Here is a 16,180-nt window from a genome sequence, read left to right as displayed (position 1 = left end):
TCACCGACGTGCAGCGCGGCGCGACCGAGACCGGCACGGCCTCCTCGCAGGTGCTGTCGGCGGCGCAGATGCTGTCGAACGACTCCGGCCGGCTGAAGAACGAGGTCAGCAAGTTCCTGACCAACGTCCGCGCGGCCTGAACCTGCACCGGCCAAACGACGAGCGGCGCCGAAAGCGCCGCTCGTTCTGCGTCTGCGGTAGCGATGATATCGCCCGCAGGTGGCAATCTCTGGGATCGCCCGTAGTGTTACGGGTGGCGCCTTTTCACTGATGGTTAAACCGGATTTACGACAATCGAGGCGAGGGCAGCTTCGCGTTGGCGACGGTCCCGTTTGGAATAATCGATATTGCATTCCATCTTTTGGGGGCCCTGATGCGCAAGAATCTTCCCGTCACCGATGTCGAATATCCCGTCAGCGACGAAACGCTGATCGTCTCGCGGACCGATCTCAAGGGCAAGCTCAGCTTCTTCAACGAGGATTTCATCGCGGCCGCTGGCTTCACGTCGGCGGAGCTGATGGGGCAGCCGCACAACATCGTCCGTCATCCCGACATGCCGCCGGAGGCGTTCGACAATCTCTGGGACACGCTGAAGGCCGGCAAGCCGTGGCTCGGCGCGGTGAAAAACCGCCGCAAGAACGGCGACTTCTACTGGGTGCTGGCGACGGCCTCGCCGATCCGGGAGAACGGCCAGGTCAAGGGCTACACCTCGATCCGTACCAAACTGCCGGCCGACCAGCGCAAGCTCGCCGAACAGGTCTACGCCGCGATCCGCGAGAAGAAGCCGCATGGCTACCGCATCGACGCCGGCATCATCCGTCGCCGCTCGTGGCTCGACCGCTTCAGTATCTTCACCGGCACGCTGAAGGCGCGGCTCGTCACCACGATGGCACTCCAGGCGCTGTTCATGCTCGCGCTCGGCATCGGCGGCGCGCTCGCCTCCGGCGGTTCATCCAGCCTGATCCTGTCGGCGCTGGCTGTCGTCGGCGCCGCGATCGTCTGCTTCGCGGGCCTTGCAACCATGCGCGCGATTCAGGGGCCGATGCAGCAGCTCAACGACACCCTGGTCAACCTCGTGCAGGACAAGCTCGACAACCGCATCGTGATCGAGCGCGACGACGAGATCGGCGAGGCACTGCGCAACCTTCAGACCGTCCAGACCATCATCCGCTTCAGCCGCGACGAGGTGCAGGCGGTGCAGCGCCGCGCCGAGACACAGCGCAAATCCGACATGACCAAGCTTGCCGACGGCTTCGAGGCTGCGATCGGCGAGATCGTCGAGACCGTGTCGTCGGCTGCAACCGAGCTCGAGGCTTCGGCCTCGACGCTGTCCTCGACCGCTGGGCGGGCGCAGGAATTGGCGACGGCCGTCGCAACCGGCTCGGAAGCAGCCTCCACCAACGTCCACTCGGTGGCGTCGGCCGCCGAAGAAATGTCGTCCTCGGTGCGCGAGATCGGCCGCCAGGTGCAGGACTCCTCGCGCATCGCGAGCGAGGCCGTCAGCCAGGCGCATGCCACCACCGAACGTGTCAGCGAATTGTCGAGGGCCGCATCGCGGATCGGCGACGTCGTCGAGCTGATCAACGCGATCGCCGGCCAGACCAATCTGCTGGCGCTCAATGCGACGATCGAGGCGGCTCGGGCGGGTGAGGCCGGACGCGGCTTTGCCGTCGTGGCCTCCGAGGTCAAGGCGCTCGCCGAGCAGACGGCCAAGGCCACCGGCGAGATCGGCCAGCAGGTCGGCGGCATTCAGGCGGCGACGCAGGATTCGGTCAGCGCCATCGGCGAGATCAGCGGCACCATCGCGCGCCTGTCGGAGATCGCTTCGGCGATCGCGGCGGCCGTGGAGCAGCAGGGCGCCGCAACCCAGGAAATCGCCCGCAACGTTCAGCAGGCCGCCCACGGCACCCAGCAGGTCTCGTCCAATGTCGGCGACGTCCAGCGCGGCGCCTCCGAAACCGGCTCGGCGTCCTCGCAGGTGCTGTCGGCGGCGCAGATGCTGTCGCGCGATTCCAACCGACTCAAGCTCGAGGTCGGCAAGTTCCTGAACTCCGTCCGCGCCGCCTGAGACAGGGCCACCGCATGGCTGTGATGTCGATTTTGCAGTGCGGTAGCAGGGAAGTGAATGCAGGATAGTTCTGGTTATTAGCGTTTCCGGCGGTGCTCGGGTAAAGGGGAATGGGGATCGCCGTGGGGGCGGCTTCCGTAGTCTCGTTTGACCTGGATTGCCTGGCGCATGATTGCTCTGGTCCGTATTGCCCTGAGCCGGCCCTATACGTTCGTCGTGCTGGCGCTTCTGCTGCTGATCATCGGACCGCTCGCGGCGCTGCGGACTCCGACCGACATCTTCCCGGACATCCGCATTCCCGTGATCGGCGTGGTCTGGCAGTACACCGGGCTGCCGCCGGACCAGATGTCGGGCCGCATCACGACGCCGTTCCAGCGCGCGCTGACGACCACGGTCAACGACATCGAGCACATCACGGCCAATTCCTACAACGGCTTTGGCATCATCAAGATCTTCTTCCAGCCCAACGTCGATATCCGCACCGCCAACGCGCAGGTCACCGCGATCTCGCAGACGCTGATCAAGCAGATGCCGCCGGGCGCGACCCCGCCCTTGATCCTGAACTACTCCGCCTCGACCGTGCCGATCATCCAGGTGGCGCTGTCGGGCGACGGCTTGACCGAGCAGAACCTCGCCGATATCGGCATCAACCAGCTGCGCACGCCGCTGGTCACCGTGCCCGGCGCGGCGATCCCCTATCCGTTCGGCGGCAAGCAGCGCCAGGTTACGATCGATCTCGACCCCACCGCACTCCAGGCCCGTGGGCTCTCCGGCCAGGACGTCGCCAATGCGCTCGCCGCGCAAAACCTGATCACGCCGGTCGGCACCCAGAAGATCGGCCAGTTCGAATACAACATCCAGCTCAACAACTCGCCGCTGAAGATCGACGAGCTCGGCAATCTGCCGATCCGCACCGTCAACGGCGCGATGGTCTATGTGCGCGACGTTGCGAGCGTACGCGACGGCAATCCGCCGCAGACCAACATCGTCCATGTCGACGGCAACCGCTCGGTGCTGATGATGGTGCTGAAGGCGGGCGCGACCTCGACGCTCGACATCATCGCCGGCATCAAGCAGAAGGTGATCGACGTCAAGGACCAGCTTCCCGACGCGCTGAAGATCGGCTTCATCGGCGACCAGTCGGTGTTCGTCCGCGGCGCGATCCAAGGCGTCGCCGTCGAGGGCGTGATCGCGGCGCTGCTGACCAGCGTCATGATCCTGTTGTTCCTCGGCAGCTGGCGCTCCACCATCATCATTGCGGTCTCGATCCCGCTCTCGGTGCTGGGTGCCATCATCATGCTGTCGGCGATCGGCGAGACGCTCAACATCATGACGCTCGGCGGCCTCGCGCTGGCGGTCGGCATCCTGGTCGACGACGCCACCGTGACGATCGAGAACATCAATTACCATCTGGAGCAGGGCAAGCCGGTCGAGCAGTCGATCCTCGACGGCGCCAACCAGATCGTGACGCCGGCTTTCGTGTCGCTGCTGTGCATCTGCATCGTGTTCGTGCCGATGTTCTTCCTCTCGGGCGTCGCGCGCTTCCTGTTCGTGCCGATGGCGGAAGCCGTGATGTTCGCGATGATCTGGTCCTTCATCCTGTCGCGCACGCTGGTGCCGACCATGGCGAACTATCTGCTGCAGGCGCATGTCCATCACGAAGGCGGGCCGCCGACATCGCGCAATCCGCTGGTCTGGTTCCAGCGCGGTTTCGAGGCAAGGTTCGAGCGTATTCGCGGCGGCTACCATGACTTCCTCGGCCTTGCGCTGGCGCACCGCGCCGTGTTCGTGATCGGCTTCATCTGCGTGGTCGGCGCGTCCTTTGCGCTGGTGCCGTTCCTCGGGCGCAACTTCTTCCCCGCGGTCGATGCCGGCAACATCCTGATGCATGTCCGCACCCAAGTCGGCACCCGCGTCGAGGAGACCGCCAACCAGCTCGCCGACGTGCAGAAGGCGGTCCGCAAGCTGATCCCGGGCGAGATCGAGACCATGACCGACAACATCGGCATGCCGATCTCCGGCATCAACATGACCTACAACAACACCGGCGTGATCGGCCCGCAGGACGGCGACATCCAGATCAAGCTGAAAGAAGGCCACAAGCCGACCGAGGAGCACGTGAAGGTGCTGCGCGAGCAGCTGCCGCGCCTGTTCCCCGGCGTCAGCTTCGCCTTCCTGCCCGCGGACATCGTCAGCCAGATCCTGAATTTCGGTGCGCCTGCGCCGATCGACCTGCAGATCCGCGGCGCCAATCTCGCCGCGAACTTCGCCTACGCCAACAGCCTGCTGGCCAAGGTCCGCAAGATTCCCGGCGTCGCCGATGCGCGCATCCAGCAATCGCCGAACGCGCCGACCTTCAACATCGATGTCGACCGCACCCGCGCGCAATATGTCGGCCTGACCGAGCGCGACGTCACCAACAGCCTCGTCGTCAATCTCGCCGGCTCCTCGCAGGTCGCGCCGACCTACTACCTAAATCCGGACAACGGCGTGTCCTATTCGATCGTGATGCAGACGCCGCAATACCAGATCGACTCGCTCAGCGCGCTGCAGACGCTGCCGATCACCGCGGCCGGTAATGCCCAGTCGCCGATCCTCGGCGGTATCGCCGACATCAAGCGCTCGGCCTCGAGCGCCGTGGTGTCTCAGTACGACATCCAGTCCATGGTTCAGATCTTCGCGACGACCTCGGGTCGCGATCTCGGCGCGGTTGCCGCCGATATCCGCCAGTTGATTGCCGACACCGCCAAGGAGGTGCCGAAGGGGTCCTCCGTGGTGCTGCTCGGCCAGGTGCAGACCATGAACAGCGCTTTCGCCGGCCTGCTGTTCGGCTTGCTCGGGGCTGTCGTGCTGATCTACTTCCTGATCGTCGTGAACTTCCAGTCCTGGTCCGATCCGTTCGTGATCATCACGGCGCTGCCGGCCGCGCTCGCCGGAATCGTCTGGATGTTGTTTACGACCGGGACCACGCTGTCGGTCCCCGCGCTCACCGGCGCCATCATGTGCATGGGCGTCGCCACCGCCAACAGCGTGCTCGTGATCTCCTTTGCCCGCGAGCGCTATGCCGAGCTCGGCGATCCCGTCGCCGCGGCGCTGGAAGCCGGCTTCGTCCGGTTCCGCCCGGTGCTGATGACCGCGCTCGCGATGATCATCGGCATGGCGCCGATGGCGCTTGGGCTGGGCGAGGGCGGCGAGCAGAACGCGCCACTTGGCCGCGCCGTGATCGGCGGCCTGATCTTTGCAACCTTTGCCACGCTGATGTTCGTTCCCGTGGTATTCAGCATGGTCCACAAGAAACAAGGCGCCAAAGCCGCCGCCTCATCGGAGACCCCGTATGTCGCCCACTGAACCCCGCTCCCCGGTCTCGCACCGGAAACTGGGCATCTTCGGCGTGGTGGCGCTGATTGCGGCGGGTCTCGTCGTCGGCACCGGCATCCGCGCCCGCGAGGAGCAGGGCTCCAGATTGAAGGAATGGACCGATGACCAGGCCGTGCCCAGTGTCGCGGTGACGCTACCGAGCGCCAAGGCGCTCAACGCCACCATCGATCTGCCGGGCCGGCTGGAAGCCTATTATCGCGCTCCGATCTTTGCCCGCGTCCCCGGCTATCTCAAGAGCTGGAGCGCCGATATCGGTGCGCGCGTGAAGGCCGGTCAGGTGATCGCCGAGATCGAGGCGCCCGATCTCGATCAGCAATTGCTGCAGGCCAAAGCCGACCTCGCCAGTCAGCAATCCAGCGCCAAGCTGTCGGAAGCAACCCTCAACCGCCGCAAGACCCTGGTCGCCTCCAACTTCGTCTCCGCGCAGGAGATCGACGAGCGCACCGCCGATCTCTCCAACAAGAACGCGGCGGTTCGCTCGGGACAGGCCAATGTCGAGCGGCTGGAGGCGCTCGCGGGCTACAAGAAGATCACCGCGCCGTTCGACGGCGTCGTCACCGCGCGCGACACCGATGTCGGCGCCCTGATCAATGCCGGCGGCGGCTCAGGACCTGCGATGTTCGTGGTCTCCGACATCACCAAGCTGCGCGTCTACGTCAACGTGCCCCAGAATTACGTGCCCGCCATCAAGATCGGCGCCAAGGCGACGATCACGCTGCCCGAATATCCAAACCGCAATTTCCAGGCGACGGTGGAGGCCTCCTCGCAGGCCGTCGACGTCGCCTCCGGCACCACGCGCATGCAGCTCGGGCTGGATAATTCGAACGGAGAACTGATGCCCGGCGGCTATGCCAGCGTGAAGCTGAACCTCCAGCGCGATTCCGCGCCGCTCAGCATCCCCGCCAGCGCGCTGATCTTCAACAGCAACGGCCTGCGCGTTGCCACCGTCGGTGCCGATGACAAGGTGCTGTTCAAGCCCGTGACCATCGCCCGCGACCTCGGCCGCGAGATCGAGCTCGCCTCGGGCATCGCCGCGGATGACCGCGTCATCACCGCGCCGCCGGACGGCCTCTCCGACGGCGATGCGGTGCGTGTGGTCGGCGCCAAGGCCAAGCCGGCCACCGCGTCGGAGAAGCAGCCGCCGAAGGGGTGAGGCGGTCTCTCGCCACGACGCCAGTCTCGTAGGGTGGGCAAAGGCGCTCTTGCGCCGTGCCCACGAATCTTTCCGGATCACATGAAGATGGTGGGCACGCTTCGCTTTGCCCACCCTACGAGATCACGCCACCCGCCACTCAGGCACGCCGTCCGCGGCCATCGTGATCTCGCCGGCCGACCCCACCGGCGTCCGATCCATATTCAGCAGATGCGCCAGCGTCGCGCTGTCGCCCGCCGCAATCCGCGCCAGCGTGCGGCGATCGTCCGCCGTTCGCAGCATCACCACGCCATGCTCGACCTCGCCGCCGCGGCCGTAGAGCACCGTAAAGCTCTCGACCTTGCCCTTGCCCGAGGCCTCGCCTGCGAACTCCGGCACCGCGCGCTTGTTGCGGTCGGCCTCGCCTTGCACGCTGGTCTCCTGCGCCAGCGCCTCGCGCGGCGGCGCCTTTGCCACCAGCAGCGCGTGATGCTTGGTGACGAAGCCGCCCTGGCCGTAGAGCAGGCCGAGCTTGGCGCCGTCGCGCAGGCGCCGCACCATCGCGCAGGCCGCATGCGTCATGTAGGTGTTGAGCGGGGCGCCGAAGAAGGTGAGGCCGCCGGTCACGGTCGGCTGCACGTCGGCGCCGAGGCCCAGCGTCCGCCGCGCCATCTTGGGCACGCAGGGGAAGCAGCTGTAGAGCTCGATCGCGTCGAACTTCTTGCCATCGCCGTCGGCGAGGTCCATCACCGCCTTGAGCACTGCGTTCTGCGGATGGCTTTCGTAAAACTGATCGCGCAACAGATAGTCGCGCGGCTCTTCCGCCGAGGCGCCGCCGAGCGGATAGACGAGCTTGTCCTCGGCGATGCCGAGCGCACGCGCCTTGGCAAGGCTCGTCAGAAGCAGCGCGCCGCCCATGTTGACGCTGGGGTTCGCCACCATCAGCTTGTTGTAGGGCCAGGCGATCAGGCGGTTGTCAGCGGTCGGCGTCGTGATCTCCTCGGGCGCATAGCGCCGCTTCAGCCAGGCATTGGGATTTTGCGCCGCGGCTTCCGAATAGCGCGACCATAGCGTGCCGGATTCCGCCATCGCCTCACGCGGCGTCTGGCCCCAATGCGCGGAGGAGGCGGCCTCGTAGAACGGATAGACCGTGACCGGCCGGAACACCCCTAACTTCACCGCCAACGGCTTCTGGAACGCCGCGCCGCGCTTGGGCTCCTCGACGTCATGGGCGAACGGCGTCCACGGCAGCTTGACGCCGGCGCGTTCCGCCTTGGTCGCGGTCGATTGTGCCTCGGCGCCGCAGACCGCCGCCACGGTACATTCGCCGCGCGCGATGCGCTTGGCCGCCTCGTGGAGGTAGCGGATCGGGCTCTCGCCGCCGACCGGGCCGTAATAGCAATGCGCCGGCGAGATGCCGAGACGCTGCGCCAACAGCTTCTCGGGATCGCGATAGCGCCAGCTCAGGAAGTTCACGACGTCGAGCGATTGCACCTCGCCGAGCAATTTGGCGCCGGCGTCCGCTTCGGCGCGCCGCAGCGCCTGCTCGAGCAGATCGAGCGGCTCGAGGCCAGCGGCGATGTCCTTCGGGCGGTCGACGATCTCGCCGATGCCGACGATGACGGGGATGCGGTCTTCGGGGATATTGGTCATTTCTTCTTGCTTCATGTTTCAGATCTCGGGCACGCCGTCGTCCTTCGAGGCCTTCGCTGCGCTACGGCACCTCAGGATGACGGCTACACAGACAGCGTCATCCCTGCGCGATGGCAAAGCCATCGTCGCTGGAGGTGCGAGTGATGGGGCGCGCGGCGCCCCATCGGGAGCCTCGAAGGATGGGCCGCGGACACCACGCGAGCCACATGCAACTACTCCGCCACCAGCGCATTCATGTGCTCGACGGCTTCGGCGAACTCTTCCTTGAACTCCTGCACCACCGCACCGGCCGACTTCACGCTGTCGATCAGTCCGACACCCTGGCCGACGAAATAGCTGACGAGGTCGCGCGCCCTCGCATTGCCGCTCGCGGCCGCGCGGTCGATCGAATTGAAGGCATCGCGGCTGATGATGCTTTGCAGCGGCATCGGCAGCGCGCCCGGGCTATCAGGCGCACGATCCCAGGCATCGGTCCAGACCGAGCGGAGTTGCCGCGCCGGCTTGCCGGTGCGGCCCTTCGAGCGCACCGCGTCGCGCGAGGATGCCGCGATCATCTTCTCGCGGAAGATCTCTGTCGTTTCGGCTTCCACCGTCGCAAGCCACACCGAGCCGGTCCAGGCGCCGGCCGCGCCCATCGCCATGCAGGCCGCCATCTGCCGTCCCGTCATGATGCCGCCGGCGGCCAGCACCGGCACGTCGCGAATGGGCTTGATCGCCTTGATCACCTCCGGCACCAGCACCATGGTCGAGACCTCGCCGCAATGGCCACCGGCCTCGGTGCCCTGCACCACGAGAATATCGACGCCGGCCGCGACCTGGCGCAGCGCGTGCTCCTTGGCGCCGACCAGCGCTGCGACCGGTACGCCGTGCCTCTTGCCCATCTCGATCATCGCCTTCGGCGGCACCCCCAGCGCATTGGCGATCAGGCGGATCGGATGATTGAAGGACACTTCGAGCAATTGCAGCGCCGTCTTGCCGTCGAACGGCTGCGGCTGATCGGCCGCGACCTCCGTGCTCGTCAGCTCCATGTCGTATTTCTTCAGGAGCTCGCGCGTGTAGGCGCGGTGCTCCTGCGGCACGCGTGCCTCCAGGCTCTTCCAGGTGACGTCCTTCTCGCCTGACGTGGAGATGTTCTCGGGGATCAGCACGTCGATGCCGTAGGGTTTTCCGTCGACGTGATCGTCGATCCATCTCAGCTCGCGCTCGAGCGTATCGGGCGTGTGCACGGTGGCGCCGAGCACGCCAAAGCCGCCCGCGCGGCTGACGGCGGCGACGACGTCGCGGCAATGGCTGAAGGCCAGCAGCGGGAACTCGATTCCCAGCATGTCGCAGATCGGCGATTTCATGGCTCTCGCTCCCGGTGGCCCTCGCGTTATCGTTGCTGTCTTGCCGAAGCAAGTGTGGACGCGAGCCAATCGATGACATGCCGGATTTGGCGAGGCATCTTGTGTGTAGGCGTCGCGCTCATCCCACAGGCTGGCCGCCCGTCATTCCGGGGCTCGCGTCAGCGAGACCCCGAAATCCATTTTTCAGAGCATTCCTGGCGGAGCGATGGAATCCGAGTTCGCCCTGCGGGCGCCCCGGAATGACCGGGAAGGGGCCTGCCATGACAAAACGTGAAGTTGTCCGGCCCGGCAATGCGTTGCGATACCCTTGCCATCGGCCATTCCCGGGCTAATTAATGCAGACGCATCTTTTCCGCCGGAGCACCCCGCATGACCGACGCACCCGCCTACGTGCCGCCCAAAGTCTGGACCTGGAACAAGGAGAATGGCGGGCAGTTCGCCAGCATCAACCGCCCGATTGCCGGGCCCACTCACGACAAGGAGTTGCCGGTCGGCAAGCATCCTTTCCAGCTCTATTCGCTGGCGACGCCGAATGGCGTGAAGGTCACGGTGATGCTTGAGGAGCTGCTGGCGCTCGGCCACAAGGGCGCCGAGTATGACGCCTGGCTGATCAAGATCGGCAACGGCGACCAGTTCGGCAGCGGCTTCGTCGACATCAACCCGAATTCGAAGATTCCCGCGTTGATGGATCGCTCCGGTCCGGAGCCGATCCGGGTGTTCGAGTCCGGTTCGATCCTGTTCTACCTCGCCGAGAAGTTCGGCGCCTTCCTGCCGAAGGATATCAAGACCCGCACCGAGGCGATGTCCTGGCTGTTCTGGCAGATGGGCAGCGCGCCCTATCTCGGCGGCGGCTTCGGCCATTTCTACGCCTATGCGCCGACCAAGATCGAATATGCCATCGATCGCTTCGCGATGGAGACCAAGCGCCAGCTCGACGTGCTCGACCGGCGCCTCGCCGACAACGAATACCTCGCGGGCAAGGAGTATACGATCGCCGACATGGCGGTGTGGCCGTGGTACGGCGCGCTCGCCAAGGGCCTCGTTTATGGCGCCGGCGAATTCCTCTCGGTGCAGGACTACAAGAATGTGCAGCGCTGGACCGACCAGATCGCCAAGCGTGCGGCCGTGAAGCGCGGCCGCATGGTCAACCGCGTCTCCGGCGATCCCGCCAGCCAGCTCCACGAACGACACGATGCCAGCGATTTCGAGACCAAGACGCAGGACAAGATCGAGCCTGCGACGTAGGTGCGTAGGGCGGATTAGCCGAAGGCGTAATCCGCCACTCTTCGTCACGTAGGCGTTCGGCGGATTACGCTCTCGGACTGCGCTTCGCGCAGCCGCGAGCCAATCCGCCCTACGCGATCAATCCGGCAAAATTTCCCCGGAGCCGCCAAGATCCGCGGGCAGGTCGGCATATTTCGGCAGGCCATCCCTAACCGAGACCATCTTGCTCACGTAGTTCGCGTGCAGGGTCGGCTGGTGTCGGTATCCCTTCAGCAGATTGGCGTAGACGTCGATCAGCCGCATCCGCGGATGCTCGGTCATGACGTGGCCGCCGCAGCGCTTGCAGAACTTTCGATAGGAATGCTCGGTCTTGTTGAACGTCCTGAGCTCTGCCTCGCCCTTGGTAATGCGCACAGCGTCCGACTTCCACAGGCTGAAGGCGTTGATGGGCGCCGCCGACCACGCCTGGCAGTCGGCGCAATGGCAATAGCCTGCAAACATCGGCTTCCCGGTCACCTCGACCTCGACGGCGCCACAAAAGCAGCCGGCGCGATAGCTCGCCTGTGGCTCGGTATGCGTATCCTCCCCCTCGGCGAGGAGATCGTTGTATTCAGGACTCTTCCGCATGAAATTGCGGATGAAGTCGCACTCGACCGAGAGCTTGTGCCCCTGGGCCCGCACCGCGTCGAGCGTGGCGCGGCCGAGCTTCGAGCCGATGCCGCGGCCACCGAGCTCCGGCGGCACCTCGGTGTGCACCAGCGTGATCGCGCCCTCGATCTTGCGGTAGGTGACGAAGGCGATCGGCCCGTCGACGTCGAGCTCGAACCGCTCACGTTCTTCATTGTCGCGAAAGGCTTCCGGCATCATCTCGCTCCCAGGTTCGGCTATGGGGTCTCTGCGCCTTCCGCCGCCGGAAACACCACGCGGTCGTCGGTGCGGCAGTAGCGGTCGGCGAACATGCGGCCGATCGGGTGATAGCGGTCCATGTGCACCCGCATCGCCTTGTCGTCCCACAGCTCGTCGCGGATGTGGAAATGGATTCCTTCGCCCATGATCAGTTTGCGATCGTCGTTGACGTCGATCAGCTTCCAGAGCTTGCACTCCATCGCCCAGGGCGTATCGGCAAGCCGCGGCACCGCGATCGTCGTCGAGGGCGCAAGCTTGAGGCCGAGATAGTCGGGCTCGCCGATCTCAGGCGGAAAGTCGCCGCTGCTCTCATGCATCGCCCGCGCCAGCGGCTCGTCGGCGATATTGACCACGAATTCGCCGGTGCGCTGGATGTTGAGGAAGGTGTCCTTGTCCTCACCATTGGGCTTGCGGTTGGCCGCGAACATGCAGAGCGGCGGATCCTCGCAGAAGGCGTTGAAGAAGCTGAACGGCGCGGCGTTGACCACGCCGGTCGGTCCGAGCGTGGTGACCCACGCGATCGGCCGCGGCAGGATGAAGGATGTCAGCACCTTGTAGCGCTCGCGTGGCGTCAGCTCGCTGGCGGCGTAGTCCATGGTGGCTCCTGGGCAAGTCGTCATTGCCGGGCTTGACCCGGCAATCCATCATCATGAAGAAATGTCGCCTTCGATGGATGCGCGGGTCAAGCCCGCGCATGACGAGCTGAGATCACGCCATGCTCAGCTCGTGGCGCCCGACCACCATCCAGTGCACCTCGTCCGGACCGTCGGCGAAGCGCAGATGGCGGACGTCCTGATACATCTCGGCGAGAGGGGTCCAGTGCGAGATGCCGGTGGCGCCGTGCATCTGGATGGCCTGGTCGATGATCTTGCAGGCGCGCTCCGGCACCATGGCCTTGACCATGGAGACCCAGACGCGGGCCTCCTTGTTGCCGAGCACGTCCATCGCCTTGGCGGCCTTGAGCACCATCAGCCGCATCGCCTCGATCTCGCAGCGGGCCTGCGCGATGATCTGCATGTTGCCGCCGAGATGGGCGATCTTCTTGCCGAAGGCTTCGCGGGTGAGGCCACGCTGCACCATCAGGTCGAGCGCCTTCTCGGCCTTGCCGATGGTGCGCATGCAGTGGTGGATGCGGCCGGGCCCGAGACGAAGCTGCGAGATCTCGAAGCCGCGACCTTCGCCGAGCAGCATGTTCTCCTTCGGCACGCGCACATTGTTGAAGCGCATGTGCATGTGGCCGCGCGGGGCATGGTCCTGGCCGAACACGTACATCGGCCCGAGCACCTCGACGCCGGGCGTGTCGCGCGGCACCAGGATCTGCGACTGCTGTTTGCTGGGCGCTGCGTCCGGATTGGTCTTCACCATCACGATCAGGATCTTGCAGCGGGGATCGCCGACGCCGGAGATGTAATATTTCTCGCCGTTGATCACCCATTCGTCGCCGACCAGCTTCGCCGTCGTCGAGATGTTCTTGGCATCGGAGGAGGCGACGTTCGGCTCGGTCATGACATAGGCCGAACGGATCTCGCCATTGAGCAGCGGCTTCAGCCACTTTTCCTTCTGCTCCTTGGTGCCGACGCGCTCCAGCACCTCCATGTTGCCGGTGTCCGGTGCCGAGCAGTTCATGCTCTCGGACGCCAGCGGGCTCTTGCCAAGCTCGGAGGCGATATAGGCGTAGTCGAGATTCTTCAGGCCCTGGCCGGTCTCGTCATCCGGCAGGAAGAAGTTCCAGAGGCCTTCCTGCTTGGCCTTGTTCTTCGCCTTCTCCAGCACCTCGAGCTGCTTCGGCGTAAAGCTCCAGCGGTCTTCCTTGCCCTCGCCGGCCTTGGCGAACTCGATCGACATCGGCTCGACGGTGTCGCGGATGAATTTCTTGACGTGATCGTAGAGCGGCCGGACCTGGTCCGACATCCGGAGGTCGTTGAGCTCGTCGCCGGGATTGAGGGTGTAGTTGGTGGTGCGGGGAATGTAGGTGTGTTTTGTCATTGTTCCTCCCGGGGACGTTGAGATCGTTCTGGCGGCAGAATAGTGCCAGCGCGGCCAAAGTGCGAGCGCGCATTTTCGGTGCGCGGAGCCATGCCACGCGATGGAATTTGGCGAGAGCGTTTGAAATGTTGTTTGAATGGAGCTGGTTGAGATCTGTAGCCCGGATGGAGCGAAGCGCAATCCGGGACAGACACAGCTTTGGCGCAACCCGGATTACGCTTCGCTCCATCCGGGCTACGGTATCCAACTGTGCGCGCCAAATTAGTTCGGCAGCCGATGCATCGCGCAGATCTTGTTGCCGTCGAGATCGCGCAAGTATGCGAGATAGAGCTTGCCGCCGGGGCCCTGGCGGATGCCGGGCGGATCCTCGATCGATTTTGCGCCGGCCGCGACACCGGCCGCGTGCCAGGCATCGACCTGCTCCGGCGAATTGGCGGCAAAGCCGATCGTGCCGCCGTTCGCGCACGTCGCCGGCTCGCCGTTGATCGGCTTCGACACCGAGAACACGCCGGTCTTGGTGATGTAGAAGATGCGGTGGCCGTCGACCCTGGCCGGCCGCACCTCGAGCGTGCTCAGGAGATTGTCGTAGAACGTCTTGGCCTTGTCGAGATCGTTGGTGCCGATCATGATGTGCGAGAACATTTGCCCATTCCCTCAGAGTTTGTAGCCCGGATGGAGCGAAGCGTAATCCGGGTCTTGTTTGCTTCTGGCAGTCCGGATTGCGCTTCGCTCCATCCGGGCTACGAGATCTCAGAACGCGGTATAGCCGCCGTCGATCACGAACGTATCGGCCGTGTGATACGACGACGCCTTGCTCATCAGATACACGGCAATGCCGCCGAAATCGCTTGGCTCGCCGAAGCGGCGCACCGGAATGCGCGGCATCACGTTGGCGACGAACTTCTCGTTGGCCATGAGACCCGATGTCATGTCGCTCTTGATCCAGCCGGGCAGGATCGCGTTGGCGGTGACGCCGTGGCGGGCCAGCTCGACGCCGAGCGCGCGCACCAGCGCGTTGATCGCGGCCTTGGTCGCCGCATAATGCTCGTTGCGCGCGGTGCCGAAGATCGAGGCGAGGCTCGAGGTCGCCACCAGCCGGCCGAAGGGATCGCCGGCATTGGCGCGCTCGGTCATGTGCTTTGCTGCAGCCTGAAACGCGTGGAACACGCCGTCGAGATTGGTCGCGAACATCGTGCGCCATTCCTCCTCGGTGCGCTCGATGAAGGACCTGCGGCCGCCGCCGCCGATGCCGGCATTGGCGAAGCAGCCGTCGACCCGGCCGAAAATGTCGAGCGTCGCCTTCATCGCGGCATTGACCGAGGCGGGGTCGGTGACGTCGCAGACGCGGGCGTCGACCTTGCCCGACAGCCCGGCCATGCTCGCGGCAGCAGCCTTGTTCTTGTCGGCATTGCGGCCCCAGATCGAGACGTTGCAGCCCTGGCCGGCGAGCGCCTGCGCGATGCCGAGCCCAATGCCGCCGTTGCCGCCGGTGACCACGGCCACGCGGCCGGTGAGGTCGAAAATGTTCATGGCGCGTTTCCTGTTTTTTGGTCTGCGGCGCATCAGCCGCTGCGCGCAAGATTGCTTGCTATGCTCTGATCACCATGGACAAGACCGCGCCAAAAATCAAATATGCGCCCCGGCAAAAGTAATTCCGGTCTGCGAAACTGGCGCGGTCCGCAACTGACGAGGAAACCATGCAGTTCAAACACGTCACGCTCGATTTCGATGGTTCGGTCGCGATCCTCAAGCTCGACCATCAGGAGGTGATGAACGCGGTCTCCGTGGACATGCTGGGTGGCCTCGCCGAAGCGCTCGACGCGATCGAGGACAAGAAGGACGAGGTGCGCTGCGTGGTGCTGACCGGCGCGGGCCGGGCGTTCTGCACCGGCGCCAATCTGCAAGGGCGCAACAACCAATCGAAGAAGACCAAGGCCGGCCTGACGCTGGAGACCGGGTTTCATCCGTTCCTGCGCCGCATCCGCAATCTGCACTGCCCGATCGTGACCGCGGTCAACGGTCCGGCGGCCGGCGCCGGCATGAGCTTCGCGCTGCTCGGCGACATGATTCTGTGCGCGCGCTCGTCCTATTTCCTGCAGGCCTTCCGCCGCATCGGCCTCGTGCCGGATTGCGGCTCGACCTGGCTGTTGCCGCGCCTCATTGGCCGGGCGCGCTCGATCGAATTGTCGCTGATGGGCGAGCGGCTGCCGGCCGAGAAGGCGCTGGAATGGGGTCTCGTCAACCGCGTCTACGACGACGGCGTGCTGATGGAGGAGGCGATGAAGCTCGCGCGCGACCTTGCCAGCGGCCCGACGGTGGCGCTGTCGCTGATCCGCAAGCTCTACTGGGACAGCCCGGAGAATTCCTTCGAGGATCAGCTCAATCTCGAATTCCAGTGCCAGCTCCGCGCCGGCGACACCCAGGACTTCCGCGAGGGCGTCGGCGCGTTCCTGGAGAAGCGGCCCGCCAAATTCAACGGCAAATGAT

12 protein-coding genes are annotated in these 16,180 nt (G+C 65.1%); 5 read left to right on the top strand and 7 right to left on the bottom strand.

The features are described 5' to 3' along the window. Positions 1-373 precede the first annotated feature (373 nt). The 3 genes from SE92_RS13485 to SE92_RS13475 all read left to right on the top strand — a co-directional run bounded on the left by SE92_RS13485 (position 374) and on the right by SE92_RS13475 (position 6,599). Positions 374-2,068, top strand: a complete 1,695-nt coding sequence (locus SE92_RS13485) for a methyl-accepting chemotaxis protein (RefSeq protein ID WP_063196144.1) — start codon at positions 374-376, stop codon at positions 2,066-2,068. 168 nt (positions 2,069-2,236) lie between these two features. After that, positions 2,237-5,416, top strand: a complete 3,180-nt coding sequence (locus SE92_RS13480; RefSeq protein WP_063203505.1) for an efflux RND transporter permease subunit — start codon at positions 2,237-2,239, stop codon at positions 5,414-5,416. Continuing rightward, complete coding sequence (locus tag SE92_RS13475; RefSeq protein ID WP_063196143.1) at positions 5,403-6,599, top strand: efflux RND transporter periplasmic adaptor subunit; 1,197 nt, start codon at positions 5,403-5,405, stop codon at positions 6,597-6,599. The genes SE92_RS13480 and SE92_RS13475 overlap by 14 nt, the downstream gene beginning before the upstream one ends. Before the next feature lie 123 nt (positions 6,600-6,722). Here the strand turns inward: SE92_RS13475 and SE92_RS13470 are convergent, their stop codons facing one another. After that, entirely contained in the window at positions 6,723-8,231 is a 1,509-nt protein-coding gene (locus SE92_RS13470; protein WP_063203504.1) for an acetyl-CoA acetyltransferase, read from the bottom strand. Positions 8,232-8,443: 212 nt separating this feature from the next. Continuing rightward, entirely contained in the window at positions 8,444-9,577 is a 1,134-nt protein-coding gene (locus tag SE92_RS13465; RefSeq protein ID WP_063196142.1) for a nitronate monooxygenase, read from the bottom strand. Positions 9,578-9,946: 369 nt separating this feature from the next. On the opposite strand from SE92_RS13465, the gene yghU reads away from it, so the two are divergent. Next, on the top strand, positions 9,947-10,822 hold the full coding sequence (yghU, locus tag SE92_RS13460) for a glutathione-dependent disulfide-bond oxidoreductase (protein ID WP_063196141.1): 876 nt from the start codon (positions 9,947-9,949) through the stop codon (positions 10,820-10,822). A gap of 117 nt (positions 10,823-10,939) precedes the next feature. Here yghU and SE92_RS37550 read toward each other — a convergent pair whose 3' ends face one another. From SE92_RS37550 to SE92_RS13435, 5 genes are all read right to left on the bottom strand, one after another. After that, positions 10,940-11,665, bottom strand: coding sequence for an N-acetyltransferase (locus SE92_RS37550; protein ID WP_502686761.1), 726 nt, complete (start codon positions 11,663-11,665; stop codon positions 10,940-10,942). A 20-nt stretch (positions 11,666-11,685) separates the two neighbouring features. After that, positions 11,686-12,303 (bottom strand): flavin reductase family protein, encoded by a 618-nt coding sequence (locus SE92_RS13450; protein WP_063196140.1) that lies wholly within the window; start codon positions 12,301-12,303, stop codon positions 11,686-11,688. A 112-nt stretch (positions 12,304-12,415) separates the two neighbouring features. Beyond that, a complete protein-coding gene (locus SE92_RS13445) occupies positions 12,416-13,693 on the bottom strand; it encodes an acyl-CoA dehydrogenase family protein (RefSeq protein ID WP_028143270.1) in 1,278 nt (425 codons plus the stop codon). A 261-nt stretch (positions 13,694-13,954) separates the two neighbouring features. Next, positions 13,955-14,335 carry a VOC family protein gene (locus SE92_RS13440; protein WP_063196139.1) on the bottom strand — a complete coding sequence of 127 codons (381 nt, stop codon included), beginning with the start codon at positions 14,333-14,335 and terminating at the stop codon, positions 13,955-13,957. 108 nt (positions 14,336-14,443) lie between these two features. Then, the gene (locus SE92_RS13435) at positions 14,444-15,223 is read right to left on the bottom strand and encodes an SDR family NAD(P)-dependent oxidoreductase (protein ID WP_063196138.1); all 780 of its coding nucleotides are present in this window, start codon (positions 15,221-15,223) and stop codon (positions 14,444-14,446) included. Between the two features lie 167 nt (positions 15,224-15,390). On the opposite strand from SE92_RS13435, the gene SE92_RS13430 reads away from it, so the two are divergent. Continuing rightward, complete coding sequence (locus SE92_RS13430; RefSeq protein ID WP_063196137.1) at positions 15,391-16,179, top strand: enoyl-CoA hydratase/isomerase; 789 nt, start codon at positions 15,391-15,393, stop codon at positions 16,177-16,179. The last annotated feature ends 1 nt before the right edge of the window (position 16,180 follow it).

The sequence above is a fragment of the Bradyrhizobium sp. AT1 genome (assembly GCF_001590795.1).
In the GTDB taxonomy this organism is placed as follows: Bacteria; Pseudomonadota; Alphaproteobacteria; order Rhizobiales; family Xanthobacteraceae; genus Bradyrhizobium.
The sequence above is the reverse complement of the archived record's forward strand: the minus strand, read 5'-3'. Positions and strand labels throughout refer to the sequence as shown.